Raw genomic sequence first — 26,429 nt, forward strand, 5'->3', positions numbered from 1 at the left:
ATTATTTGCCTGCCCAAACGGCTTGCTGAATATTGATAGATTTTGGAATGATCTTGAGTTCGCTAAAACGGTTGGCGAGTTCTTGCTGATCGGCAATCACTTTCTTGTTAAGCAGAGCAGCGCCAGACGGGTTCGGACGACGTTGGATAAACGTTTGGCTAACCACCAGTTTCAGACCGGTGCTTTTCGCAAAGAGGTTTGCAGTAGCAGCCTTGTGACTTTGCACCCATTTGTCTGCAACGTTGACCTGCTTGATAATGCCTTTGAGTGCCTGAGGATGATTTTTCACTAAATCATTTGAAGCCAGATAGAAGGTGTAATTTGGACTTAGGCCTTTACCTGAAGACAATACTTTGGCTTTATCTTCCACTTGAGCCGCAGCATAATACGGATCCCAAATGGCCCAGGCATCAATGGCACCTTTTTGGAAAGCTGCACGGGCATCAGCCGGGCTTAACCAGATCGGTTGAATGTCAGTCCATTGCAAACCGGCTTTGCGTACCGCCTGTACCAATAAATAATGCGAGCTTGAACCACGGTGCACGCCAACACGTTTACCCTTCAACTGGCTCAGCTGGGTAATTTTGGAGTTGCCTGGTACCAAAATGGCAGAAGCCAAAGGTTTTGCTGTTTCATAGGCAAAATAATGTAGGGGTTTATTGCCGGCCTGAGCGTAAACAGGAGGAGTATCCCCTGTGGCACCGATATCAATCGAACCGACCGCCAGCGCTTCTAAAATTTGAGGACCGCCAGGAAATTCATTCCAGCTGATTTTGGCGTTTGGAAATTCTTTTTCCAATAGCTTTTGTTGCTGTGCAATCACCAGATTGACTGAAGCTTTTTGATAGCCCACGCGTAGCTGTTTTACCGAAGGATCGACCGCCCAAGCGGCACTTGAGCCCAACATCGCGCAAGCAACGAACATGGCATTTATGCCATGACTGGAGGTTTTGAACCATGTGATTGCTTTGTTGTGTGGCTGATGTTGAGTCATTGTTAAATCCCCTAAAAGTTGTTCTATGATTTACTTCGCTAAAATCGCGGCTTGAATATTGAGTTTGTTTGGAATCAGTTTCTGGTTATAAAAAGCATCGGCAACATATTGCTGCTTTTGCACCACATCGGCAGAAATCGGTTGTACCCCAAAGCCCATGCGGGAAATGGAAGTTTTCAGAATCTCGTTAGATAGTCCTGTCGGTTTTTCCAGCAGCTTGGCGGCTTCGTCCTGATGCTGGGATACCCACTGTGTGGTGGTATTTAATTCATTCACTACAGCTTTCAGCACTTCCGGATGCTGCTCGGCAAATTTGCGGTCAGCCAGATAGAACTGATGGTTACTCACCAGATTTTCACCTGTGGCAATGACACGGGCACCAATCTGTTTTTCTGCAGCCGCAAAGAACGGGTCCCAAATGACCCAGGCATCGACTGCACCACGTTCAAATGCGGCACGTGCGTCCGAAGGCGGTAAATACACCACCTGAATGTCATTTAGGGTGAGCTTGTTGGCTTGTAACACTTTTAACAGTAGATAATGAACATTCGAGCCTTTATTCAGGGCAACACGTTTACCTTTTAAATCCTGGATGCTGTGAATGACTGAATCTTTTTGCACAATTAACGCTTCTGCTTTAGGCGCTTCCGGCTGGTTGGCGATATAAACCAGATTCGAATTGGCTGCCTGAGCAAAAATAGGCGGTGCTTCACCTGCTTCACCTAATACAACACTGCCGACATTTAAGCCTTCAAGCAGTTGAGGACCGGCTGGGAATTCTACCCATTTCACATTGACGCCTTGCTCTTTCAATGCTGTTTCTAAAATGCCGCGTTCTTTAATAATCGGTAACAAGCCATATTTTTGGAAGCCGATATTTAATGTGACCGTTTCCGCTTCTTTTTTTCCGCAACCTGACATCATCATTGCGCCAGCAACTACTGAAGAAAGGACCAGTGATTTCGCCCAGAATTTTGCTTGAATGGCGCTCATGTATGTGTGCTCCGCAATAAGGAAGTGTTGAATATTGAACACATACGCTAAAGCCTTTTCTTTTTCGAAAAAAATAAGAAAAGATAAATTTCTAATGAGGAAAAAAGATAAATAAAATAAAGAAAACCTTATGCAGAAATATGATTTATCAGGACAACTCAATATCCAGTTTTATTTAATTAAATTATTGATATTAAGTAACTTAAATTCTAAATCTTAAGCGTGGATAAGGATATGCAAAAATGCCATAAACAAATCATGATAAATTTCGATGGGTTTATCATAAAGATATAAAAAATAAAGATATAAGCGGCATAAAAAAAGCCACTTTAAAGTGACTTTTTAAAGACCAGAGAATTACGTTGATAGTTATACAGGGCCTGACGTGCATTGGGTAGGTCATCCACACTGGCGGGTTCAAAACCATGTTCGACAAACCAGTGCGCGGTACGTGTGGTCAGTACAAACAGTTGCTGAATGCCCAGGCTTTTGGCTTTGTCTTCCAGGTAATGCAAAATCTCGCTACCGCGATTGGACTTGCGATAGGTTGGATCGACCGCCACACAGGCAATTTCCGCCGATGGAATTTCATTGGCTGAGGTGGGGATGGGATACAGCGCGGCGCAGGCCAGAATCATGCCATCCCGTTCAATCACGGAAAACTGTTCAATTTCACTTTCTAATCGTTCACGTGAGCGATAGACTAGAATGCCTTCCGCTTCCAGTGGACGAAGCAGATTCATCAAGCCGCCGACATCCTGAATCGTAGCCGTACGTACATCTTCATAATGCGCATCGGTCATCATGGTACCTGCACCATCACGGGTGAATAGTTCTTCCAGCAAGGCTCCATCATAAGTATAAGAAATCAGATGGACACGATGTACTCCTTGCAGTGAGGCATTTTTTGCCCCACGTAATTGCAAGGCAATATCGGGATTGGAATCCTGATATTGCAAGATCTGCTGATCGAGCTGATGCGGTCGAATTTCACGTTGCAATTGCCCGAATTCATTGACCAGACCTTGCTGTTTACCCAAGAAAATCAGCTTGTCAGCTTTGAGCCGAATGGCGGTATTGGTGGCCACTTCTTCTGCCACCAGGTTAAACACCTCACCGGTATTGGAATAACCGGTTGGGCCAAGCAACACAATATTGTGGTTTTTCAGATGTCTTTGAATGGCATCGGTATCGACTGTACGCACTTCACCAGTGAGCTGGAAATCAATCCCGTCACGAATGCCATAGGGTTTTGCGGTGACAAAATTGCCCGAGATTACATCAATACGTGCGCCGTACATTGGCGAATTGACCAACCCCATAGAGAGCAGAGCTTCAATTTGCAAACGGATAGACCCTACTGCATTCATCACAGCACTTAACGATTCACGCGTGGTAATCCGGCGATGATTATGGAAAGGCGTTTGAATACCGCTGGCTTTTAGGTTCTGGTTAATTTGCGAACGCGCGCCATGAACCAGAATCAGACGAATACCTAAAGAATGTAGCAGGGCAATGTCATGAATAATATGCTGGAAATTTTCATGTTGTACCGCTTCACCATCAAACATAATGACAAAGGTCTTGTTGCGGTGGGCATTGATATAGGGCGCAGAATGTCGAAACCAATGCACATATTGCAGATTTGTGCTTTGTGATGTTTCAGATGAATTCGTTTGCATACCTATCTCAAAATTAAAAAAATTTCCTGCTTTGATTCTAATCAAAAAATGACTGGGGGGAAGCTAAAAAATAAAAAAACACCTGAATCGAATTCAGGTGTTTTTTTTTAGGGAAGAGGAAACTTACGCCGATTTTAGTTGATGATGCGCACAATACGGTCGGTACGTTCATTTACCAAGACATAGTCGCCGTTGATTTTATACCACTGTTGATAACGGTTGGTATTCGGTAAGCGGCGTGCTTCACGGTCGCTGACTTTATAGCTGGATGAGCTAAATACGCGCGGGAAGTTTTGTCCTGCACGCCAGTCACGGCTTGGGTTTACTCTTTTATTGTCATAACGGTTCTGGTTATAGCGGTTATTGTCATAACGGCTATTGTGATCCCAACGGTGGTCCTGTTGTGATGTTGCATGATTGTAGCGTTGATGATCATCATAACGATGGTCCGGTGCTGCCATCGCTGAAGTTGCCATCAATGCAGATAAAGAAAGCGCAATTGTAGTCAGAACTTTTTTCATTACTTTCACCCTGGATCATTTAGGAAGATGTTTTCGATGATTCAAAATTAGAAGAAAAGTAGAGATAAACAATGTTGGAATCTTAGTTGAATTGTGAAATTGATGGAGAAAAAAAGAAGATTGTAAAAGCGCTGAAAGTCATAGGGTTAAAGGGGTGGGGTTGAAAATAAAAAAGCCCAAACCGAAGTTTGGGCGTGGAGAATTAAAATCGAGTTTAGAAACCTTGAATACGTACAATATTATTGCTATCTGTATCCACTAAAATATAGTCATTGTTGATTTTGTACCATTGCTGGTTACGCGACGGTTTGGGTAGGTCATGGCTTTTATAATCGACCTTGTAACCATTGCCACGATAATGCTGTGGCATCACATAGCCCGGTTGCCATTTATGCTGTTGTAAACGCTTGAATCCGCGTTCTTCACGCATCCGGCGTTTGTCCTGCATGTCGTCATCATCTTCACGAAAATCGCGGCCTTTATTGAATTTTGGATGATCGGATTGATCCCAGCCACGATTATCGTGTTTTTCATGAGGGGCAGCAGTAGTGATACTGTTTGCCATCAAAGCACTGAAAGAAATTGCCAAAATTGTCAAAATCTTTTTCATGTTGAACCCTCATAAAAAAAGTATTAATTCATTAATGCTAATGTACAAAAAAATTGCAGAGAAACTGTGAAGATAAATCACGCATTTCTTAAAAAATGCAGAGATAATAAGGATATTATTAAAAAATATCTCATCATTTAAAAATCTCTAGCAATTTTATAGTCCTATAAAATACTTGAAAACTTTCTGCTGATGAGAATTTTGTATCAAATTTCTGTAAATTATTTTATGAAGTAAAAATTTTCTTTTTTTTTAAAATAAACAGCCATGCCGGCTGTTCATGGATAGGGGTATTTTAGTTCCATTGCGTAGAGAGCTGCTGTAATGATGTCACCGCCTCAGCAATGGTTTCTGCTTGTTTAGCATCCTCAAGACCATGAATCAGAACATTCGAAAGCTGTAAGTTTTCGATGATACGAATCGTTTCAATCTTACGTTTTTGATCAGCCATATTGAGCTTCCTCATACTGAATGTTTTTAATGGTGTTCAGCATAGCCGTATTCTTATTATTTGGAAAAACGAATATTTTATTAAAAGTTATTTAAAAATACGATTTAAGGCTTGGGCGCTAAAAATATGGTTTTAGGTTTTTCAATAAGTTTGAATCCGACATAAAAAAGGGAGTAAATATAGCTCCCTTTTTTATTTTCAAGATTAATCCTGTGCATCAATGCTTTGACCATTAAGGTGCAGGCTATCATCACCCATTAAATACAGGTAAGCCGGCATAATGCTTTCCGGGGTCGCCAAGGTTTTTGGGTCTTCCTCAGGATAGGCTTTGGCACGCATGGCGGTACGGGTGGCACCCGGATTAATGCAGTTAAAACGTACGTTTGGATAGACATTTTCTTTAGCAAAAATCTGGTTCACCGCTTCAATGGCAATTTTAGATACTGAATAAGCTCCCCAACGTTCCCGCGCTTCACGGCCGACACCGGAACTGGCAAATACCACAGAAGCATGTTCAGACTTTGTCAGTAAGGGCAGCAGTTCCTGGGTCAAAATAAAAGGCGCACGCAGATTGACTGCCATGACATCATCCCAGACATCTACCGGGTAATGAGCGAGTTCAGTACGTTCCCCCAGAATTCCGGCATTATGCAAAATGCCATCCAGGCGACCGAACTGTTGCGTTAAAGTATCGACCAGTAACTCATAATCACGAGGAGAGGCGCTGGAGAGTTGCAAAGGCAGAATAGCCGGTTGTGGTGCACCCAGGCTTTCAATTTCATCATAAATGACTTCAAGCTTGTTCAGGGTGCGTCCATGCAGAACTACAGTTGCACCATGCAGGGCATAGCTTATTGCAGCAGCACGACCAATACCATCGCCCGCACCTGTAATCAGGATAATGCGATCTTTTAACAGATCGGGGCGAGGTTGATATTCTGAATATTTCATTGCATATCTCCTCGTTTATATTGTTATGTCTTTATGAAATGAGTGAATTATGATCTTGTTTTACGCCGACTAATTGATTTACCACTTGATGTAATTCTGCAACTGTCTTCACTATACAATCAGCCTGCCATGCTGTTAAGTCATCTTTGTGTTGCAATGGTAAATAACCATAGCCTGCCAGGATGGTATACATATTGGCATTACGGCCCGCATCAATGTCACGGGGATGGTCACCCACATAGATACAGTCTTCAGGCTGAAGCTGAATGTGCTTGGCTGCCAGATACATGGGTTCAGGATCAGGCTTGGTTTTGCTGACATCTTCCGGGCAAACCAGAACCGCACAGCGATCGGTCAGGTTCAATGCCTTAAGCAAGGATTCGCTTAACCAGCGTGGCTTGTTGGTGACAATCCCCCAAGGAATATCCTGACTTTCCAGTTGTTCCAGCAATGGATACATGCCTTCGAACAGGTCGGTATCCACGGCAATATTTTCCCCGTACAAGTCCAAAAAGCGCTGGCGATGGGCAAGAAAAACCGGATCGTCGACTTCCAGTTCCGGATAGACCAGTTTTACCATGGCCCGTGCGCCTTCAGAGACCTGGGTACGAATTAAATCCGCCGCTACGATTTCACATTGTTTATCGCGGCACATGTCCTGAATAATGCGAATGAAGTCGGCAGCGGTGTCAATTAAGGTGCCATCCAGGTCAAACAGTACAGCTTTCATCAGGCACCTTCTTTTACCGTATAAACCATATAGTTGACATCAACATTCGGTGCCAGCCAATAACGTTTGGTCAACGGGTTGTAATGCAGACCGGTCATGTCTTTGAGTTTTAGATTGGCGCTACGGATGTCATGTGCCAGCTCGGAAGGCTTAATAAACTTGCTGTAATCATGGGTGCCTTTGGCGAGCATACGCAGGACATATTCCGCACCAATAATGGCAAACAGATAAGATTTTGGATTACGGTTAATGGTCGAAAAGAACACATGACCGCCCGGTTTGACCAGGGTTTGGCAGGCCTGAATAATTGATGCCGGATTTGGAACATGCTCCAGCATTTCCATACAGGTCACCACATCGTATTGTCCGGCCTGTTCCTGGGCCAACTGTTCTACTGGAACCTGGCGATATTCAATGTTCTGCACGCCTTCCTGTTCGGCATGAATTCGAGCCACATTTAACGGCGCTTCACCCATGTCGATTCCCAAAACATTGGCCCCACGACGTGCCATGCTTTCTGACAAAATACCGCCACCGCAACCGACATCGAGCACTTTTTTACCGCTGAGACCACCCGCATGTTCATCAATCCAGTTTAAACGCAGCGGATTGATCATATGCAAGGGGCGGAACTCAGAATGCTGATCCCACCATATGGCAGCGAATGCTTCAAATTTGGCAATTTCTTGTGGATCAACATTCAATTGCGACATCGGTATCACCTCAATCAAGTCGTTATAATTTAAAAAAAGTTACAGAAGCTTAGTGTAGCGTTAATTCTAAAAAAAGCGATAAATACCGTAAAAAAGTTCACAGAATGAAAACGAATTCAGCATAATTGATTTATAGTGATCGCATAAATTAAGCATAATGATTTAGAGGACAATAAGGTCAATGAAAAAATTTCTTTTAGGTAGCGTAGCGACGGCTATTTTCGCCTTGTCAGGCAGCACCATGGCAGCAAATTTTGTTGCAGGTAAAGACTACACCGTGGTTGCCAACCCGGGTAAAGTTCAGGTACCGGGAAAAATTGAAGTGCGTGAATTCTTCTGGTATGGCTGTCCACACTGCTATCGCTTAGAGCCGCATATGCAGGCTTGGCTCAGAAAAATTCCTAAAGATGTCAACTTCGTGCGTACCCCGGCTGCGATGAATCCGGTATGGGAACAGGGCGCACGTGGCTATTATGTGTCTGAAGCATTAGGGGTACGCAAGAAAACTCACTTGCCTTTATTCCATGCCATTCATGCCAATGGCCAGCAGATTTTTGATCAAAACTCACAAGCCAAATTCTTTGTGAAATATGGCGTACCTGAAGCCAAATTCAACAGCATGTTTAATTCATTTGCGATTACCTCAAAAGTGGCACAAGCCAAGCAATTGGCACAGCAGTATCAACTGAGCGGTGTGCCAGCGGTGGTGGTGAATGGTAAATATGTGGTGCAGGGTGAAGATGCTAAAGTCACTCAAGTGATTAGCTACCTGGTAGAAAAAGAGCGTAAAGCTAAATAACAGCTCGCTTCCCTAGACGCTAAAAAAACCGCCGTGATGGCGGTTTTTTTATGTCGGATATAAACGTTGAATCGTGAATTAGGGCTTGGCTGTTTCTTTGGAAGTATCCCAGTTGGAGATGCCGCGGAAAATTAAATGAACCTGAGTAATGGTTTGCAGCTTAAATTGTTTTTGTTGTTCTAGGCGCTGTTGCGCTTGGTATTCACGGTTGATATCCATCCAGGTCATGGCCCAGGTGAAGGATAGGTTAATTAAAATATTCGAAATAATCTGCAAGTCGGACACATTGCGGATGTGCTGTACGGTTTCCATTTTGCATAGGTCATTGGCCAAGTCTTCAATTAAAAAATTAATTTCCCGTGCAATGGCATGACGAATCACTTCAGAGCCTCCCCAGCGCTCGGCAATCATAAAGACCCAAGGTTCAGGATGGTGTTCAACTGCCTGAAAAAACAGGTCCAGACTGATTTTGGTTTTGGTATTTGGCTGATAGATATAAGCCTGACCCAGCTGATGCAAGATGCCTTTTAAATGCAGCGCCACTTGGTCGACCAGTTCCAGTCCCAGTTCATTCATGTCCTGAAAATGACGATAAAACGCCGTCGGAACCAAACCGACATGGCGTGCGATTTCGCGCAAACTGATGCTGCTGAAAGAGCGTCCAGACGTGCTTAAAGCCAGCGCTGCATCCAAAAGTGCTTGGCGGCTCTGTTGTTTACGCTCATCCCGTATCGACATTTGATGACCCTAAAAAAATGCTGCATGAAGTCTATCAAAAAAAAACAAAATAAACGACGAATGTCAGTGAACAGGTGTTGACTGAAATAAAAAATCCTTATAGTGTACAACTGTTCACTATAAGAACACTTGTTCACTCAAATAAATAGCCAGCAATAAAAGAGGAACGTCATATGAGTCATGTGATGCAATATCAGCCGCAATGGATTCGAGAAGATTTCGTCGATTTTATTGCTGAAAAAATAAATCCGGTCTGGGCATGGAAAAAAGTAAAAGCCAGCATTGTCGATGTACAGATGCTGAGTTCTGACTTTTATCAGATTGAGTTGCAGCCGAATCATAATTTTCGTGCTGACGTTTTTCATGCCGGACAAAGTATTTTAGTGACTGTGGTGATTGCAGGTGTGCGTGAGCAACGCAGTTATTCGATTGTCAAAATCACTACAAACGGCAATGTGGTGATTGCAGTGAAACGTCAGGGCAAAGTTTCTAATGCTTTAACCCATTTGGTAGTGGGCAGTGTGGTGGAAATCTCTCAAGTTCAGGGTGATTTCACATTAAGTTCATCTCAGCAACCTATTCTGTTGTTAGCTTCAGGCAGTGGTATCACTGCAATTTATTCTTTATTGCAACAGGCAATCCGTCAAAAAGTCAGTCAAATTGACCTGATTTATTTTAGCCGTGATGAGGCTTTTCATAGCGAATTGCAGCAATTGGCCGAGCAGTATCCACAGTTTCAATATCATCATTTTAATACCCTGACCCAGAAGCAACATTTAACGGTGGAACTGCTTGAAAGTACTGTAGCTGATTTCAAGCAACGTCAAAGTTATGCTTGTGGTGCCAAGGGCATGATGCAAAGCCTGAACCAGATTTATCAACAGCTGAGGATTACCGATCTGCTCAAACAGGAATATTTCCAGGTCGTCGTTGATGAAACTGCTGCAGTACAACCGGTGGTATTTTTACGTGCTCAACAAGAATTTGAAGCAAAAACCAATTTACTTGAAAGTGCCGAACAGGCGGGCTTAAGGCCAGCCCATGGCTGCCGTATGGGGATTTGCAACACCTGTACCTGTACCAAAGTCAGCGGCTCAACCAAAAACTTGCTGACCGGTGAAATTGACCACGACAGCAATACCCAAATTAAGTTGTGTATCAGTCAGGCCGTGAGTCCGGTCACTATTAACCTGTAACTATAAAAATTTTTAAAAAACTTTCAGTGATTGATCCCGTTTTAAAACAAGCCATGCTGGATGATCACTCAGGAGAAAAACAATGAATATGTCAGTGAAATTTCCAGAAAATAGTAAATCCAAATATTTAACTGCTGAACAAATTGCCGAATTTGGTGAAAAAGTCGATGCCATTCGCCGCGAAATCATGGACAGCATTGGTGAGAAAGATGCGCAATATATTTACAAAATTCGTGATTTTGTGCGTTATAGCGAAATTGCCTCACGTGGCATGTTGATGTTTGGCGGCTGGATTCCACCAGTATGGTTGTTGGGAACCGGCTTGTTGGGTATTTCCAAAATTGTGGAAAATATGGAGCTGGGCCATAACGTGATGCATGGTCAGTTTGACTGGCTGAATGATCCGACGTTAAACGGCGCCAATTATGACTGGGACACCATGGCGACAGGCGATGACTGGAAACATACGCATAACTATATCCATCACACCTATACCAATATTATCGGTAAAGATCATGATGTCGGTTATGGCCTGATTCGGGTCAGTGAAGCGCAAAAATGGGAACCACGCTTTTTATTCAATATTCCTTTAACTATTCAGCTTATGGTGTTTTTTGAATGGTATGTGGGCGTACAGAATTTACATCTGGAAGATGCGATTGCCTATAAAACCAAAACCTGGAAACAGGTGTGGAAAGAGTCGGCAAAATTCCGCAAGAAAGCCACCCGTCAGATTGCCAAAGATTATGTCTTTTTTCCCCTGATCGCAGGCCCGAATGCACTGCCAGTATTTGCTGGGAATGCAGTAGCGAATGTCATTCGTAGCCTCTGGGCATCGGCCGTGATTTTTAATGGACATTTCACAGAAGATGCCGAAACCTTTGAACCGGACAATACTGAAAATGAAACCCGTGCCGAATGGTATTTACGTCAGATTCGCGGATCAAGTAATTTTACTGGAACAGAATGGCTGCATATTTTAAGTGGTAATTTGAGCCATCAAATTGAACACCATTTATTCCCGGACATGCCGGCGAACCGTTATGCTGAAGCTGCGCCGAAAATTCGTGCCTTATGTGCCGAATATGGCATTCACTATAATGAAGCCAGTTTCTTTAAACAGTTCGGGAGTGTCTGGGTACGTGTGGCTAAATGTTCATTGCCAAATTCATGGACCTCAACCCTTGAACAATCCGCACAGAAATTAAAAGGGTTATTGAGCTTTTAAGATTCCATAACAAGCTTAAGATTTGCATAAGAGGCAGCGAATTACATTAAAGGCTAAATAGACCTAGCCAAGCTTGATGTTTTTTGTCAATGGATCATGTCCCGGCAAAACCTGAGAGCTTGCTTCTGTTATACTAGCCCGCAATGAATTTTAGCCGAAACAAGGACTCATTATGCGTATCGACCAACGTACATTAGATCAATTACGTGACGTAAAAATTACCCGTAACTATACACGTTATGCGGAAGGCTCAGTGTTGATTGAATTTGGTCATACAAAAGTTCTTTGTACTGCAAGTATTGATAATTCCGTGCCACGTTTTTTAAAAGGTAAGGGACAAGGTTGGGTGACTGCAGAATACGGCATGTTGCCACGTTCAACCCATACCCGTAGTGACCGTGAAGCAGCACGTGGTAAACAAAGTGGTCGTACTCAGGAAATCCAGCGTTTAATTGGTCGTAGCTTGCGCGCCATGGTGGATTTGAAAAAACTGGGTGAAAATACCATTACCATCGACTGTGATGTGATTCAGGCTGATGGTGGTACGCGTACTGCATCCATTACCGGTGCAGCAGTGGCTTTAATTGATGCCATGAATGTGTTGCTTGAAAACAAGAAAATTAAGCAAGATCCACTTAAAGGCTTGGTGGCTGCGATTTCTGTCGGTATGTATCAAGACGAAGCGTTATTGGATCTTTGTTATGAAGAAGATTCAAACTGCCAAACCGACTTAAACGTGGTGATGACTCAGGCAGGCGAATTTATCGAGTTACAGGGTACTGCTGAAGACAAGCCATTTACCCGTGCACAATGTAACGAGATGCTTGAATTAGCTGAAAAAGGTATTAAAGAACTCATTAAAAAACAGCAAGAGGCTTTAGGCTGGTAAGTTGTTTAATTAACTCAGAAATAAAAAACGCACCGATAGGTGCGTTTTTTATTTGCAGCAGATCACAAGAGCAGATACAAAAAGGCTGCAATAGCGGCACGATTTGAAACGCCTGCTGAAGATTCAGCTCATATTCCCCCTGTAGTCTGCCACTTTATTTGTACAGGAGTAGAAGATGATGAATATCTTGATCTTACTGATTTCTGGCATAACTTTGGCCTTGATGACCAGTGACCCTAGAGTTTCAGCAGCACCGTCCATTCAATCTGCATGGCAACAACAAGAACAGATCAGTAGCGCCCACGAGCTCAGCAGCAAAGCTAATAATGAGCGCGAACAGGTTTAGGCATTAAAACGCATGGATAGGTCAACTGCTTTGACATCTTTGGTTAAAACACCCATCGAAATATAGTCCACCCCAGTGGTTGCCACTTCACGTAAGTTTTCAATGGTGATGTTGCCCGAAGCTTCCAGTTTGCAACGACCTGCAACATGCTTCACCGCATCAATCATTTGCTGTTGGCTGAAGTTATCTAGCATCACGATATCCGCTTTTGCTTCTAAAGCCTGGTTCAGTTCATCCCAGGTTTCAACTTCAACTTCCACTGGTTTACCCGGTGCAATGCTATGTGCTTTAGCAATCGCCTGAGCAATACCACCTGCCGCCATAATATGGTTTTCTTTAATTAAGAAGGCATCGAACAAGCCCAAACGGTGGTTTTGTCCACCACCAATCGCCACTGCATATTTTTGCGCAATACGTAAGCCGGGAAGGGTTTTACGGGTATCTAACAATTTGGTATTTAAGCCTTCCAGTTCTTTGACATATAAAGCGGTTTTGGTCGCAACCGCAGAAAGTGTTTGTACAAAGTTGAGCGCAGGACGTTCCACCGTCAGCAGGCTACGCGCAGAACCGGCCAGTTTTAAGAAGGCTTCATTGGCCTGTACACGGTCACCATCATTTTTTAGCCAGGTCACCTGTACATCAGCATCATAAGCCTGAATCAGTGCATTGACCCATGGCTGACCGGCAAGCACCATATCTTCACGGCTAATGATGGTTGCCGTGGCTTGCTCATCTTCAGGGGTTAATAAAGCGGTGATATCACCTTCGCCAATATCTTCTTGTAATGCTTGTTGAATGTTGATTTGGATCGATTGTTCAAGCAAAGATTGAGATATGCTCATAAGTATTTCCGTATCTTTTTTAACCCATGAAAATTGCGCGTTATTTTAGCATTGTTCATTTAAAAGAAATGTTTTTTTCAAGCGATTTTATCTGCAGAATTTGAGATTTTAAGTTTAAAGTTTTAGGATTGCGCTAAAATCATCAGCTTATGCGAACAAAAATCAGGATTGGAATATGCAACAGGCACCCTTTTTTCAGGTCATCGATGGTCAGTTAATCGGTGCAAGGCAAGTACCATCTCCAAACTATAATCAGCGTCCCGAGCAGACTGAAATTCAGTTAGTGGTCATTCATAATATCAGCCTACCGCCGTCACAGTTCGGGGGCGGTTATATTGAACAATTTTTTCAGAACCAGCTGGACTGGTCAGAGCATCCTTATTTTCAAACGATTGAAGGCATGCAGGTTTCTGCCCATCTGCTCATTTTGCGTAGCGGGGAAGTGCTGCAATTTGTCAATTTCAATGATCGTGCCTGGCATGCCGGACGTTCGACTTACCTGGGCAAAAAAGAATGTAATGACTATTCTATTGGCATTGAACTCGAAGGTAGTGATGATTTGCCCTTTGAAGAGGCGCAGTATGTGGTGCTGGCGCAAGTAACGGCTGCATTGCAGGCAACTTATGCAAAAATTCTACAACATTTGGCTGGTCACTCGGATATTGCGCCTGGACGTAAAACCGATCCGGGCCCATTTTTTGACTGGGTCAAATTCAGAACCTTATTACAGCAGCATAAAAACCCTCAATAATGAATGGGCTTTATGATTAAACAACGAAATTCCATGTGGAGTTTCATTACAATAGCGACTTAATTTTTTCACTGGGTGGTTACGATGGCGCTTTGGCGATCGACCTTTATTGTTAGTACAATGACCATGTTGTCTCGGGTTTTGGGCTTAGTCCGAGATGTGGTTTTGCTGAATGTGTTTGGTGCGGGTAAAGATTTCGATACCTTTGTGGTGGCCTTTCGTATTCCGAACTTTTTCAGGCGGTTGTTTGCCGAAGGGGCATTTTCGCAAGCCTTTATTCCGGTCTTAACCGAATATAAAACCACGCGCACTCATGCAGAAGTGCAAATCCTGATTAGTCGGGTGTTTGGTTGTCTGGCCACCTTTATGACCACCCTGACCTTTATTGCCATGATTGCGGCACCGGCCGTGCTATATATCTATGCACCCGGTTTCCATGACGACCCGGAAAAATTTGCCTTGGCGACAGACATGTTCCGTCTGACTATTCCTTATCTGCTATTTATGTCTTTAACGGCTTTTGCCAGCAGTATCTTGAACAGTTATGGTTCTTTTTCAACACCGGCTTTTTCGCCTGTGTTATTGAATATCACCATGATTGCAGGCGCCTGGTGGCTAACGCCCTATATGGCCGAACCGATTATGGCACTGGGCTGGGCGGTGGTGATTGCGGGTATTTTACAGCTGGTGATTCAAATTCCAGAGCTGTGGCGTAAAAAACTGCTGATTCCACCTAAAGTGGATTTCAAACATGAAGGTGTGGAACGCATCATGAAATTGATGCTTCCGGCACTATTTGGTGTTTCGGTTACCCAGATTAATCTATTGCTCAACACCATTTGGGCATCGTTCATGCAGGATGGTTCGGTATCGTGGTTATATAGTGCTGAGCGGATGACGGAATTGCCTCTGGGATTGATCGGTGTGGCCATTGGTACGGTGATTTTACCTTCCTTGTCTGCACGTCATGCCGAGCAGGATCAGACCAAGTTCCGTAACATGATTGACTGGGCCGCAAAAGTGATCATGCTGGTCGGTATTCCAGCCAGCATCGCCTTATTTATGCTGTCTACTCCAATTATTCAGGCCTTGTTCCAGCGTGGGCAATTTACCCTGCAAGATACGCAAATGACCGCTTTGGCCTTGCAATGTATGAGTGCGGGGGTGATTTCCTTTATGCTGATTAAAGTGTTTGCCCCGGGTTTTTATGCGCAGCAAGATACCCGAACTCCAGTGCGTGTTGGCTTGATGGCGGTTGCAGCCAATGCCATTTTAAACGTGGTGTTTATTGGGTTCTTTAAGTTAATTGACTGGCATGCAGAGCATATGGCTTTGGCCTTGGCTTCTTCAGGGTCAGCATTGGTTAATGCTGGCATGCTGTATTTCTATTTGCATAAACGCAATATTTTCCGCTTTGCCGGACACTGGAAAAAGCTGTTTCTACAGTATGCAGTGGCGAATGCCGCGATGATTGCTGCACTGTGGTATGGCCTAAGCTGGTACAACGGAGATGTATCACAATGGATGCGTGTACTTGAAGTGACCGGTTTGTGCGTACTAGGTGTAGTGGCTTATGCCATTGGTTTATTGGCAACCGGCTTTAGACCACGTCACTTAAGACCTTAACGGATAATCAAAGAACAGATAAATCAACGTGAGTGATCATTTTGAATGATGAGCTGAATGAAATGGAGTGCAGTAGAATCTATATTTGCTGCATTTAATTCAGCATTTTGAGCTGCATCAAAGCAAACATTTCAATCTAAAAAAGAGCCTAAATAGGCTCTTTTTTTTTAGTCAATTGAGATGGGTTTGAAACGGAGATCATTCAACTAAACTTTTCCGCGAGAGAGGAAGCCGACGATAGCTAAAATAACGGCAACGACGAGTAAAATAATCGCAAAATCTTTAGATAATCCTGCGACACCAGCAAAACCTAGTAGACTAGCAATTAGTGCAATCACTGCAAAAATAATCGCCCAACGGAACATAAGCTTTCTCCATGTGTTGTTATTTTCAAAGTAGATTCAGTATAGGGGCGGAAAATTTCCAACAGTGTTATGCTTGTGTTTAAAAAATGTTCACTTTGACAGCAAATCTATGATTTGAAGTAAAAATTACATTCATACATTGTGAACTGGAACACGTTATAATAAGTAGCTTTCTTTCAATTCTTTCACTGTTATGACTGAACAATTGCGTCCACAATTTTGGAAAAAATATGCTTTAACTGAACTTAATCCTACCGAATGGGAGGCATTATGTGATGGCTGCGGTTTATGTTGTTTAATCAAATTAGAAGACGAAGAACTGCAAGAAGTCGCTTATACCAAGGTGGCTTGCAAACTTTTAGATTGCAAAACTGCACGTTGTAGTAATTATGAGCAGCGACTTGACCATGTGCCGGATTGTATTCAACTCACGCCAGAAAAGTTGGCCGCTATTCACTGGCTGCCGCCGAGCTGCGCTTACCGCCGTTTAAAAGAAGGCAAGAGTTTACCTGCCTGGCATTATTTAAATACCGGTACACGTGACAGTGTCATCAAAGCCAGAAAATCGGCAGCAGGTCGTTGTATTTCCGAAACAGAAGTCAATGAAGATGACCTTGAGGAATATATTGTACGCTGGGTTCGTTAATCGCCTGTTCATCATCAAGAACGCTTCTACGGAAAGCATTTGAAGATCTCATCCTCGACAGGCAACAAAGTCACTTCTTGAGCCTGTAAAGTAGAGGATGATGAGCATGAATGGATTTAATATCTAACCCGAAGAACTGAGCGGCCGAGCTGCATCAGCCAAAGGATTTAATAATTGCGTAGCCTCCTGAAAGATCAGGGGCTGATAAAAATAGAAGCCTTGTCCGCTATGACAATCGCAGGCTTGCAGGGCTTCGACCTGTTCTCTTTTTTCAATGCCTTCCACCAAAATATCCAGAGAGATACTGCGGCCAATCTGGCTAATGGCTTTGACAATAGCTAGAGCCGAAGGGTCATTGTGCATGTTTTTGATAAAATTTCGATCAATCTTTAAACAATCGACTGGATAATCTCTTAATCGGGTCAAGGATGAATGGCCTGTACCAAAATCATCTAATGAAATACTCAGACCCGCCTGTTTTAATAGTTTAAGTGCACGGATAGCATAGTCGGAACCTCGTTCAGAAAGACTTTGTTCGGTAATTTCTATTTCAACCAGCGTGTGGGGAATCTTAAATTGAGCAAGCCGGTTTAAAAGCGTTTCGGCATAGTTATCCCTTAAAAATTCAACCGGTGCGGCATTGATGGAAATGGGTAACAGTTCCAGGCCTGCTTGCAGGCATTGACTCATATCCTGAAAGACTTTGTGTTGAATAATTTCACTGTTTCGCGTAGCCAGTTCATAATCCTGAAAAGCGGAAGAAATATGCGAGGGCAGTTGGATTTGATCTTCTGCATCATGCCAGCGCAGCAACGCTTCAAAACTGATGACTTTTCCATCTGCAAGATTGACCTTGGGCTGATAGACCGGAAAAATTTTATCGTTATGAATAATCGCCCGGGCCAGCGAAAGCTGCTTGGAGGTGAGCTCTATGCTGTTAAACATGGCACTCTTGAACATCCGGATACCACCACGGCCACTGATTTTAAGATCATTCAGGGCGACATCGGCACAGCGTAGCAAGGTCGAGCTATTTTTCGCATCACGGGGATATATGGCACAGCCGATGCTCATCCCGCCATTAATATATTGCCCGGCATAACAAATCGGGATATCCATTTGCTGACGCGCTATTTTTGCAATGTTCAGCAATTCAGCCTCATCATGCAGATGGGGCACGATAATCGAAAATTCATCACCCCCCAGACGAGATATCACGACTTGTTCGTTAAAACAGCCACTTAAGCGCTGACCTAAAATCTGGAGTAAATAATCACCCGCAATATGACCCAAGGTATCATTGATATGTTTGAAATAGTCTAAATCAATGAGTAAAAAACCGACAGATTTTTGTTGGTGCCGTGCATTTTGAATGGTTTTTTTTAAAATTTTATTAAATGCGCAACGGTTATATAAGCCAGTTAATTCGTCGAGTTCAAGCATCTGTTGAAGATTCTTTTCCGCAATTTTTTGTTGGCTGATGTTACGGCATACACAAAGAATACTTTGGGTTGAACCATCTTCATTCAGGATGGGGGTTAAAATATTATCCCAGTATTGCTGGGGCTGACCTGAAATGACACTCATGCCATCAAAACGCGCACTTTTGCCTTTAGAGGCTTGCTTTAATGCATGTTGCCCAGAATTCTGAAGCGGCTCGGGCAGTAAATTTAACCACGGCATACCAAACTTATTTTCATCTGGCGGTAAACCTAAGGCGAGACAACCTGAACGGTTCATATGGGTCACATGACCTTGTGGGGTCAAAATTTTAATACAGTCCACGCTAGCATCCAGCATTTTGCCCTGTGCCAGCACTTGCTGATGCAGCTTGTTCTGCTTTAAATAATGATCATGAATATCAGTGGCACTCACCATCCAGTCAATATTATCTAAATGTTCTATCAGTTGAACTGAAATCTGGCAAACCCTGTAACCTCGTTTATGGTGCTGAATACGGCATTCCTGTTCGAAGCCTTGTTGAGTGTGCAAAGCATTTTGCCAAATTACATTAAAATTCAGATCATCTTCAGGATGCATGAATGTTTGCCATTCATCATTATGCTGTAGATTGATGTTGCGACCGATGTAGTTACAAAGAGTCTGATTATAATAATACTGGTTTCGTTTGTTCTTGACCCAGACCAGCTGAGGTAATTGATCGAGGATATTTTGAATAAGGATGTTTTCGGCAGACAATTGAATTTGATTGCTTTTAATATATTGTTGGGTGGGTATTTTACAATCCTGACTAAGAGGTTTTCGCTTGTTTTCGAAAATATATTTCATAAAGCTCACCCATTAAAATAATCAAAACACCCAAAAATGTGATGTTTTTCACGTAATAATTATGCACATTCAGGTTTAGAGGTAGTATGTTTCAGTTTGTATTTCTGATGATCTACTTGTTTTCGATAATCTACTTCTTTATTAAACGCTATTTAAAAGTAAATTCACGTAAAAAAGACACAATGATGATGCAGATTTTTTAAAACTAATAATATGATTTTTTTGTAAATCAGTTCATTTGAAATACGCGATATTAAAATTACATAGTAGACTTACTTTAAGTACAGCAAAGAAATAACAAGATGTCTGAGAGTCATATTCCACTCCCTGAACGACTTCGTCCGCGTGACCTGTCTGAAATTATTGGTCAAGATCATCTATTAGGCACAGGTGCACCCTTACGTCAAATGATTGATCAGGGACATTTACCTTCCATTATTTTTTGGGGACCACCAGGGGTTGGAAAAACCACCATTGCTTTGCTTTTGGCTCAAGCGGTGGATCGGCCATTTATCAGTTTATCGGCACTCAATACCGGGGTAAAAGAACTGCGTGAAGTGATTGCCGAAAGTGGCGATTTACTGACCCCTGTGGTGTTTATTGATGAAATTCACCGTTTTAACAAGTCGCAGCAAGATGCCTTATTGAATGCAGTCGAGAAGGGTAAAATCACCTTAATTGGAGCGACTACAGAAAATCCATCTTTTGAAGTCAACAATGCCTTGTTGTCGCGTTGTCAGGTATATACCTTAAATGTGCTGGATGACGAGGCGATTAAGACCTTGGTGAATAAGGCGATTCAGCAGGATACTTTTTTAAAAGAACGCTATATTCAAATTGAAGAATATGAGGCCTTATTGCAATTTGCTGCTGGAGATGCCCGTAAGGCACTTAATCTGCTCGATCTTATTGCCAGTACTTTTGAACCGGAACTGGAAAATATCATCACCAATGCTGTTGTGGTGAAAGTGGCACAGCAGAATATTGCCCGTTATGATAAATCTGGCGAACAGCATTATGATCTGGTTTCGGCATTTATTAAATCGATTCGCGGTAGTGATCCCGATGCAACCTTATACTGGATGGCACGTATGCTAAAAGGTGGGGAAGATCCGGTCTTTATTGCCCGCCGTATGCTGATTGCCGCTTCGGAAGATATTGGTAATTCCAATCCGAATGCGTTGCTGTTGGCAGGCGAGTGTTTCCGTTCGGTTCAAGCTGTCGGTATGCCTGAATGCCGTATTATCCTGGGTCAATGTGCGGTGTATTTAGCGACCAGTGCTAAAAGTAACAGTACTTATCTGGCCATTAATAAAGCGCTGGATTTAGCTGAAAAAACTGCGAATTTACCGGTGCCACTACATCTACGAAATGCACCTACCAAATTGATGAAAGAGCAGGGTTATGGCGTGGATTATCTCTATCCGCATAATTACCCAGAGCATTTTGTCTTGCAAGAATATTTGCCGCCTGAATTAAAAGGCACCAAGTTATATGAATCTGCACGTAATAAACGCGAAGTAGAAGGCGAGCGTTTACAGCAGCGCCGTTGGCAGCAACAACAACAGCAGCAATAAGCCCAAAAAAAGCCCAATCCACAGGACGGATTGGGCATAAAATAGGATGTCTTGGGGAGATACATCCTAGAGGGTAAACTGGATTTTGGTTGGCAGACAAGATGCTATAAGGCCATCTACTCCCACATCTTGCTGCCTGGTATATGAGATATATTAAGTAAAAACCAGTATATTGTAAAAACGATCATTTTTATTATTAAAATCTGTTTTTTCGATTTAAAAAGGCATAAAAAACCGAGCCATCAGGCTCGGTTTTTTGAATCAGCGGACTGATTAGATATCAGAAAGGTCGATACCTAAACGTGCAGCAACTTCTTCATAAGCTTCAACAACACCGCCTAAACCTTGACGGAAACGGTCTTTGTCGAGTTTTTTCTTGGTGTCTTTGTCCCATAGACGGCAACCATCTGGAGAGAATTCATCACCAAGTACAATGCGGTCGTGGAATACACCGAATTCAAGTTTGAAATCTACAAGTAACATGTTACCTGCATCGAACAAGCCTTTAAGCACTTCGTTCACTTTGTAAGTGAGTTCTTTCATTTGTGCCAATTGTTCAGCAGTCGCCCAACCTAAAGCAATAGCTTGAGATTCGTTCACCATTGGATCGCCAAGCGCGTCATCTTTGAAGAACAATTCGAAAGTAGGTGGAACAAGCTCTTTACCTTCTTCTACACCTAAGCGACGGCATAAAGAACCAGCTGCATAGTTACGCACTACACATTCAACCGGAATCATTTTTAATTTTTTCACTAAAACTTCAGTCGGAGAAAGAAGTTTTTCAAAGTGAGTTTCAATGCCGGCAGCAGCCAATTTTTCCATGATGAAGGCGTTAAAACGGTTGTTCACCTTGCCTTTACGATCCAGCTGTTCGATTTTTTCGCCGTTAAATGCAGAAGCATCGTCACGGAAAACTAGGATAAGGTGATCTGCACTGTCTGTTTCATAAACAGATTTCGCTTTACCAGTATAGAGCAAGGTTTGTTTCAACATGGGGGAACCTTTTTCAAAAAAAAATGCCTAGTACGACTAGGCTGGCCAATTTTGGTAAATCTGGGTTAACAGTTCTGCAGCTTTTTCTTTGTCTGCAAAGCTGTTATCGGCATTGAATACAGCTAGGTTGTTACTTGTACCTACAGAACTCAGTCTTAATACATAGATCTGCTGATCAATCTTAATGGTTACTTCGTAACGATTTTTACTTTGACCAACAATGGTATGGTTAAGGCTGCTGAGAGTGGCAAGTGTGTACTGCCAAATTGTAGCAGAATTTCCGTCTATTTTGAGCAGAGGATTTTGGTTTCCATCACGAACCAGCTGAGGACGACCGATATTTGTGCTGTCTTGTTGAGCATCAGCAGTGGTGGTATTAGTTTGAGCCTTGTCCGGACGCGGTAGGGCAAAGCGGTTACCACGCTTGTTTTCAAGCGTGGGTGCATGCTCAATGGCAAGTGGGTCAATTGTTGGGGCAGGGTACAATGGCGTTGCTGGTCGAACCATTGAACCTTCAGGATATTTCAGAGGCTCAAGGGTTGTTGTATTTTTATAGTCCAGTGAACCATTGCTGATTCCCATGGAACTACAACCCGCTAAACTGAATGCTGAAAGTGCAAGGGTTAAACCGAAACGTAATTGCATAGTGTTGTGCTCTTTATTTAATGACACCTGAAGCACGAAGTGCTTCACGCAGCGGTGTGCGATATTGTTCTGCAAGAGGAGTTAATGGTAAACGAATACCCGTACCAATTAAGCCCATTTCATGGAGTGCCCATTTCACAGGAATTGGGTTGGATTCACAAAATAAAATATTGTGTAAATTTGCAACTTCATTATTTAATGCTTCAGCACGTTCCGCATCACCTGCGAGTGCAGCAGCACAGATCTGGCTCATTTCTTTAGGTGCAACATTGGCAGTTACAGAAATGTTGCCTTTAGCGCCCAGACCCATCAACTGGTATGCTGTAGCATCATCGCCAGAATAAACTGTCATGTCTTTGCCGTTTAATCCTTCAATGAGTTCTTTACCACGAGCTACATCCCCAGTCGCATCTTTAATACCGACAATTTGCGGAATATCGGCCAGGCGGATCACGGTTTCATTGAGCATGTCTACGCCAGTACGGCCTGGAACGTTATACAGAATTTGAGGCAAATCAACGGCTTGAGCAATCGCTTTATAATGTTGGTATAACCCTTCTTGGGTTGGTTTATTGTAGTAAGGTGTGACCAGGAGTGCAGCATCTGCGCCCAGTTCTTTGGCCTCACGCGTCAGTTCAATTGCTTCATGGGTAGAGTTGGCACCCGTACCTGCAATTACAGGAATACGTTTGTTGGCCACACGAATGATTTCTTTAATCACCTGTGTATGTTCAGCCATGCTTAAAGTTGATGCTTCGCCTGTAGTACCCACAGCTACAATACTGTTGGTGCCTTGTGCGATATGCCACTCAACGAGCTTTTCTAGACCCTTCCAATCTACGCTGCCATCTTCAAACATCGGGGTGACGATTGCGACAATTGAACCTTGAATGATCTGTGCTTGCTGAGTCATTTTAAAAAATTATCCTATTTGGCCATCCAACTGAGGTAGAAAAACAGAGACGTGGACGGTTACGTATTTTGATTTATAGCAAAATTCAATCGAATTGAATGAAATTGAATAATGCTTATGCAAATTATGAACGAACAAGCGGTGAAGAACAATATGCTTTAGTCAAACCATCTAAAAACTTTATGAAAAGCAAGTGAAAAACCGAACAATCAAAACCCAGGTCATTTTTTTAATGGATGTACCCTGAAATTTCGAAGCAGCTTTGATTCCTCAAGATGACTTTTTTGACTGGAAAAATGGCTGCTTTTATCTCAAAAATGTACGCTTAGCTCAATCAACTCAATAATTCCGGGTAAAAAAATCAGAATTTAAGATTTAATAAAGATCAGCATAGACATGAAAACTCTATAAATTTAAACTTTAACCGATCAAAATGATCATTAAAAACTAGAATAATAATTAATAAAAACTATTAATCTATTTTAATCTTTTTCGCACAGGATGATCTTTAGAATTGAAATTATCATAATCACAGTCATTTTTTTTGTGCAGATTAAATCTGATTAAGTGTTTTTGCGACTATCTGTTGTGAGTATAGAAAAGTTTTAAATATTCAGTCTTTTTGTCAATAAAGTGTAGATTATTCCACTTATTGGTAGTTATTTGAATTTCCAGACTCATGGATGATGCTGTTCTATTTTGAACGCTGATTGAACAAGGATATTCCAATGGAAAAATCAGATAATAAGCATGCCATCGTCACGGTCGCGATCTGTTTTCTGATTGCTGTGATTGAAGGTCTAGATATTCAGGCTGCCGGAATTGCCGCTGCAGGTATTCGTGAGCACTTCGGTCTCGATAGTTCCCAGTTGGGTGTGTTTTTCAGTGCAGGGATTTTAGGCTTACTGCCTGGTGCACTGGTCGGTGGTCGATTTGCGGATCGTATTGGTCGTAAGAAAGTACTGATCTGGTCGACAGCAATTTTTGCCGTATTTACTTTATGTACGGTTTGGGTGAACAGCTTTAACAGTTTGCTGGCAGTGCGTTTCCTGGCGGGTGCAGGTCTGGGCGGTGCGATGCCGATTCTGATCACGCTGGCTTCTGAAGCCGTATCGCCAAAAAATCGTGGTCGTGCCGTGGGTCTGATGTACTGTGGTATGCCGGTTGGTGCTGCGATTTTATCGTTAATTGCCGCGACTGAATTTGGTGCGAACTGGAAGAATGTTTTCTACCTGGGCGGTTTATTACCAATCCTGGTGATTCCACTGATGATGTGGTTCCTGCCTGAGTCGAAAGAATACCTGAAAGCACAGAACAAAACTGCTGCAGAACTTGCTGCTTCACCGCAAGGTTCATTCAAGGACCTGTTTAACTCGGACAACCTGTTACGTACCCTGTGTATCTGGGTTAGCTACTTTTTCACGCTGATGGTGGTTTACATCATGCTGAGCTGGTTACCATCATTGTTTATGGAACTGGGCTTTACCCGTCAAAACGGCTCAACCGCACAGTTCTACTTCATGGTGACTGCGACCATCGGTACGATTATTCTGGGTATGTTGACGGATCGCTGGAAAAAAGCTTACGTCATCCTGTTGATGTACGGTGGTATCCTCGCGGGTCTACTAGCGCTAAATGGTGCAAGCTCGCTTAACCAGATGTATATGGCAGCAGCATTAGCCGGTGCATTTGTGATCGGTTGTCAGGGTGTACTGTATGCCTTTGGTAGTATCGTTTATCCGACTGAGGTTCGTGGTACCGGTGTAGGTGTCGCTTCTGCAGTAGGCCGTATTGGTGCCATGTTGGGTCCTGTGATTGCAGGTCAATTACTGACTGCAGGCTTCGGTGCAGCAGGGGTTATTACCGCAGCGATTCCATGTATCATTATCTCGGCAGTATGTATGCTGATTCTGGTGAAGCGCACTAAAGTGTAAGATTGAAAAGATTTAAAAAGCCTGCATTTGCAGGCTTTTTTATGCTCAGAATTTAAAAAATCATCATGTTATTTATATAGCGAGTTTTTTCTTTTTTTCTTACAGATGGCTATGAAATAACAACAACCCGTTAATTTATTATTCATTACAAAATGATGCAGATATTGAGCTGATTGCAAGATTAGTCCGAATGAACAGTCATTCTATTTTTATCGCTAGCGCTAAAAATCCTCTACTATTTTGCGCTATGCTTGGGCGTAAATTGATATTTCAAGGGATGAAAATAATGCAGAATGCGGCTTTGATTGTGGTGGATGTGCAACGAGGATTTACGCCGGGGGGCAATTTGGCTGTGGCCAATGCGGATCAGATCATTCCAAACATCAACCAGTTGGGTCAGCATTTTGGCAATATTGTGATTACCCAGGATTGGCATCCACAGAATCATATTTCATTTGCTGAAAATCATGTCGCCAAGCAGCCATTTGAAACTATTGAACTGGATTATGGCACTCAGGTGTTATGGCCTGCACACTGTGTACAAGGCAGCGCTGATGCAGAGCTTCATCCCGATCTTCATCTTCCGACTGCACAACTGGTCATCCGCAAGGGCACCCATGCCCATATCGACAGCTATTCAGCTTTTTTGGAAGCAGATCAGAAAACCACAACCGGTTTGGCCGGCTATTTAAAAGAATGTAGCATTGATACCGTTTTTATTGCAGGAATTGCCACTGATTTTTGTGTGGCATGGACAGCAATAGATGCCTGCAAACTGGGCTTTAAAACCTATGTGATTTCCGATGCGACTAAAGGTATTGATTTAAACGGGTCATTACAGCATGCCTGGCAAGACATGCTCGCAGCAGGGGTCAAGCGTATTTTGATGAAGGATATCGTTCAACTCCGCACCTCCTGAAAAATAGGGTCAAGCTGAATAAAGCTGCTGTTTTGCTGAATAGATATGGTAAAACGTCCTCTCTAGATCAGACCAGCATAAATATTGG

Annotated in this window: 27 protein-coding genes; 11 read left to right on the forward strand and 16 right to left on the reverse strand. The window is 42.8% G+C overall.

Annotated features, from left to right (window positions below):
• Position 1: 1 nt before the first annotated feature.
• The 9 genes from ACE01R_RS04760 to ubiG form a co-directional block, all read right to left on the reverse strand.
• On the reverse strand, positions 2-925 hold the full coding sequence (locus ACE01R_RS04760) for a sulfonate ABC transporter substrate-binding protein (protein ID WP_395549467.1): 924 nt from the start codon (positions 923-925) through the stop codon (positions 2-4).
• 99 nt (positions 926-1,024) lie between these two features.
• Positions 1,025-1,987, reverse strand: a complete 963-nt coding sequence (locus ACE01R_RS04765; protein ID WP_395548207.1) for a sulfonate ABC transporter substrate-binding protein — start codon at positions 1,985-1,987, stop codon at positions 1,025-1,027.
• Positions 1,988-2,316: 329 nt separating this feature from the next.
• Positions 2,317-3,669, reverse strand: coding sequence for an amino-acid N-acetyltransferase (argA, locus tag ACE01R_RS04770; protein WP_395548215.1), 1,353 nt, complete (start codon positions 3,667-3,669; stop codon positions 2,317-2,319).
• 134 nt (positions 3,670-3,803) lie between these two features.
• The gene (locus ACE01R_RS04775; RefSeq protein ID WP_395548219.1) at positions 3,804-4,190 is read right to left on the reverse strand and encodes an RcnB family protein; all 387 of its coding nucleotides are present in this window, start codon (positions 4,188-4,190) and stop codon (positions 3,804-3,806) included.
• 214 nt (positions 4,191-4,404) lie between these two features.
• The gene (locus ACE01R_RS04780; RefSeq protein WP_395548221.1) at positions 4,405-4,800 is read right to left on the reverse strand and encodes an RcnB family protein; all 396 of its coding nucleotides are present in this window, start codon (positions 4,798-4,800) and stop codon (positions 4,405-4,407) included.
• A 295-nt stretch (positions 4,801-5,095) separates the two neighbouring features.
• On the reverse strand, positions 5,096-5,251 hold the full coding sequence (locus tag ACE01R_RS04785; RefSeq protein WP_395548223.1) for a hypothetical protein: 156 nt from the start codon (positions 5,249-5,251) through the stop codon (positions 5,096-5,098).
• Positions 5,252-5,455: 204 nt separating this feature from the next.
• Positions 5,456-6,202 carry a YciK family oxidoreductase gene (locus ACE01R_RS04790; protein WP_395548225.1) on the reverse strand — a complete coding sequence of 249 codons (747 nt, stop codon included), beginning with the start codon at positions 6,200-6,202 and terminating at the stop codon, positions 5,456-5,458.
• A gap of 31 nt (positions 6,203-6,233) precedes the next feature.
• The gene (locus ACE01R_RS04795) at positions 6,234-6,935 is read right to left on the reverse strand and encodes an HAD family hydrolase (RefSeq protein WP_395549469.1); all 702 of its coding nucleotides are present in this window, start codon (positions 6,933-6,935) and stop codon (positions 6,234-6,236) included.
• Positions 6,932-7,645 (reverse strand): bifunctional 2-polyprenyl-6-hydroxyphenol methylase/3-demethylubiquinol 3-O-methyltransferase UbiG, encoded by a 714-nt coding sequence (gene ubiG, locus ACE01R_RS04800; protein WP_395548227.1) that lies wholly within the window; start codon positions 7,643-7,645, stop codon positions 6,932-6,934. The genes ACE01R_RS04795 and ubiG overlap by 4 nt, the downstream gene beginning before the upstream one ends.
• A gap of 181 nt (positions 7,646-7,826) precedes the next feature.
• On the opposite strand from ubiG, the gene ACE01R_RS04805 reads away from it, so the two are divergent.
• Positions 7,827-8,444: a thiol:disulfide interchange protein DsbA/DsbL gene (locus ACE01R_RS04805; RefSeq protein WP_291354232.1), complete on the forward strand. Its 618-nt coding sequence runs from the start codon at positions 7,827-7,829 to the stop codon at positions 8,442-8,444.
• A 78-nt stretch (positions 8,445-8,522) separates the two neighbouring features.
• Here ACE01R_RS04805 and ACE01R_RS04810 read toward each other — a convergent pair whose 3' ends face one another.
• On the reverse strand, positions 8,523-9,182 hold the full coding sequence (locus ACE01R_RS04810) for a TetR family transcriptional regulator (protein WP_395548230.1): 660 nt from the start codon (positions 9,180-9,182) through the stop codon (positions 8,523-8,525).
• A gap of 173 nt (positions 9,183-9,355) precedes the next feature.
• Here ACE01R_RS04810 and ACE01R_RS04815 point away from each other — a divergent pair, with 173 nt between their 5' ends.
• From ACE01R_RS04815 to ACE01R_RS04830, 4 genes are all read left to right on the forward strand, one after another.
• Positions 9,356-10,378, forward strand: a complete 1,023-nt coding sequence (locus ACE01R_RS04815; protein ID WP_395548231.1) for a ferredoxin reductase — start codon at positions 9,356-9,358, stop codon at positions 10,376-10,378.
• An 82-nt stretch (positions 10,379-10,460) separates the two neighbouring features.
• Positions 10,461-11,606, forward strand: coding sequence for a fatty acid desaturase family protein (locus tag ACE01R_RS04820; RefSeq protein ID WP_395548232.1), 1,146 nt, complete (start codon positions 10,461-10,463; stop codon positions 11,604-11,606).
• Positions 11,607-11,778: 172 nt separating this feature from the next.
• A complete protein-coding gene (gene rph / locus ACE01R_RS04825; RefSeq protein ID WP_395548233.1) occupies positions 11,779-12,495 on the forward strand; it encodes a ribonuclease PH in 717 nt (238 codons plus the stop codon).
• Between the two features lie 175 nt (positions 12,496-12,670).
• Positions 12,671-12,841, forward strand: coding sequence for a hypothetical protein (locus ACE01R_RS04830; protein WP_395548234.1), 171 nt, complete (start codon positions 12,671-12,673; stop codon positions 12,839-12,841).
• On the opposite strand, the gene nadC is transcribed toward ACE01R_RS04830, so the two are convergent.
• Complete coding sequence (nadC, locus tag ACE01R_RS04835; protein ID WP_395548235.1) at positions 12,838-13,683, reverse strand: carboxylating nicotinate-nucleotide diphosphorylase; 846 nt, start codon at positions 13,681-13,683, stop codon at positions 12,838-12,840. The genes ACE01R_RS04830 and nadC overlap by 4 nt on opposite strands.
• A 175-nt stretch (positions 13,684-13,858) precedes the next feature.
• On the opposite strand from nadC, the gene ampD reads away from it, so the two are divergent.
• Positions 13,859-14,434 carry a 1,6-anhydro-N-acetylmuramyl-L-alanine amidase AmpD gene (gene ampD, locus ACE01R_RS04840; RefSeq protein ID WP_395548236.1) on the forward strand — a complete coding sequence of 192 codons (576 nt, stop codon included), beginning with the start codon at positions 13,859-13,861 and terminating at the stop codon, positions 14,432-14,434.
• Positions 14,435-14,509: 75 nt separating this feature from the next.
• The gene (gene murJ / locus ACE01R_RS04845) at positions 14,510-16,060 is read left to right on the forward strand and encodes a murein biosynthesis integral membrane protein MurJ (RefSeq protein WP_395548237.1); all 1,551 of its coding nucleotides are present in this window, start codon (positions 14,510-14,512) and stop codon (positions 16,058-16,060) included.
• Between the two features lie 206 nt (positions 16,061-16,266).
• On the opposite strand, the gene ACE01R_RS04850 is transcribed toward murJ, so the two are convergent.
• Positions 16,267-16,425 carry a DUF1328 domain-containing protein gene (locus ACE01R_RS04850; RefSeq protein WP_395548239.1) on the reverse strand — a complete coding sequence of 53 codons (159 nt, stop codon included), beginning with the start codon at positions 16,423-16,425 and terminating at the stop codon, positions 16,267-16,269.
• Positions 16,426-16,618: 193 nt separating this feature from the next.
• Between ACE01R_RS04850 and ACE01R_RS04855 the strand changes: the two genes are divergently transcribed.
• Positions 16,619-17,071 carry a YcgN family cysteine cluster protein gene (locus ACE01R_RS04855; protein WP_395548241.1) on the forward strand — a complete coding sequence of 151 codons (453 nt, stop codon included), beginning with the start codon at positions 16,619-16,621 and terminating at the stop codon, positions 17,069-17,071.
• A gap of 123 nt (positions 17,072-17,194) precedes the next feature.
• Here the strand turns inward: ACE01R_RS04855 and ACE01R_RS04860 are convergent, their stop codons facing one another.
• Positions 17,195-19,360, reverse strand: coding sequence for an EAL domain-containing protein (locus tag ACE01R_RS04860; protein WP_395548243.1), 2,166 nt, complete (start codon positions 19,358-19,360; stop codon positions 17,195-17,197).
• Between the two features lie 302 nt (positions 19,361-19,662).
• Between ACE01R_RS04860 and ACE01R_RS04865 the strand changes: the two genes are divergently transcribed.
• A complete protein-coding gene (locus tag ACE01R_RS04865; RefSeq protein ID WP_395548245.1) occupies positions 19,663-20,937 on the forward strand; it encodes a replication-associated recombination protein A in 1,275 nt (424 codons plus the stop codon).
• Between the two features lie 273 nt (positions 20,938-21,210).
• Here ACE01R_RS04865 and purC read toward each other — a convergent pair whose 3' ends face one another.
• From purC to dapA, 3 genes are read right to left on the reverse strand one after another with little or no spacing between them, the layout of a single operon-like run.
• Positions 21,211-21,930, reverse strand: a complete 720-nt coding sequence (gene purC / locus ACE01R_RS04870; protein ID WP_092820622.1) for a phosphoribosylaminoimidazolesuccinocarboxamide synthase — start codon at positions 21,928-21,930, stop codon at positions 21,211-21,213.
• A gap of 36 nt (positions 21,931-21,966) precedes the next feature.
• Positions 21,967-22,575 (reverse strand): lipoprotein-34 precursor (NlpB), encoded by a 609-nt coding sequence (locus ACE01R_RS04875; protein WP_395548249.1) that lies wholly within the window; start codon positions 22,573-22,575, stop codon positions 21,967-21,969.
• A 13-nt stretch (positions 22,576-22,588) separates the two neighbouring features.
• Positions 22,589-23,488, reverse strand: coding sequence for a 4-hydroxy-tetrahydrodipicolinate synthase (dapA, locus tag ACE01R_RS04880; protein ID WP_395548270.1), 900 nt, complete (start codon positions 23,486-23,488; stop codon positions 22,589-22,591).
• Between the two features lie 728 nt (positions 23,489-24,216).
• Between dapA and mhpT the strand changes: the two genes are divergently transcribed.
• Positions 24,217-25,422, forward strand: coding sequence for a 3-(3-hydroxy-phenyl)propionate transporter MhpT (gene mhpT / locus ACE01R_RS04885; protein ID WP_395548305.1), 1,206 nt, complete (start codon positions 24,217-24,219; stop codon positions 25,420-25,422).
• Positions 25,423-25,705: 283 nt separating this feature from the next.
• Complete coding sequence (gene pncA, locus ACE01R_RS04890) at positions 25,706-26,341, forward strand: bifunctional nicotinamidase/pyrazinamidase (RefSeq protein WP_395549476.1); 636 nt, start codon at positions 25,706-25,708, stop codon at positions 26,339-26,341.
• The last annotated feature ends 88 nt before the right edge of the window (positions 26,342-26,429 follow it).

Origin of the sequence: Acinetobacter sp. BSP-28 (assembly GCF_044130285.1) — a bacterium.
Classification (GTDB): domain Bacteria; phylum Pseudomonadota; class Gammaproteobacteria; order Pseudomonadales; family Moraxellaceae; genus Acinetobacter.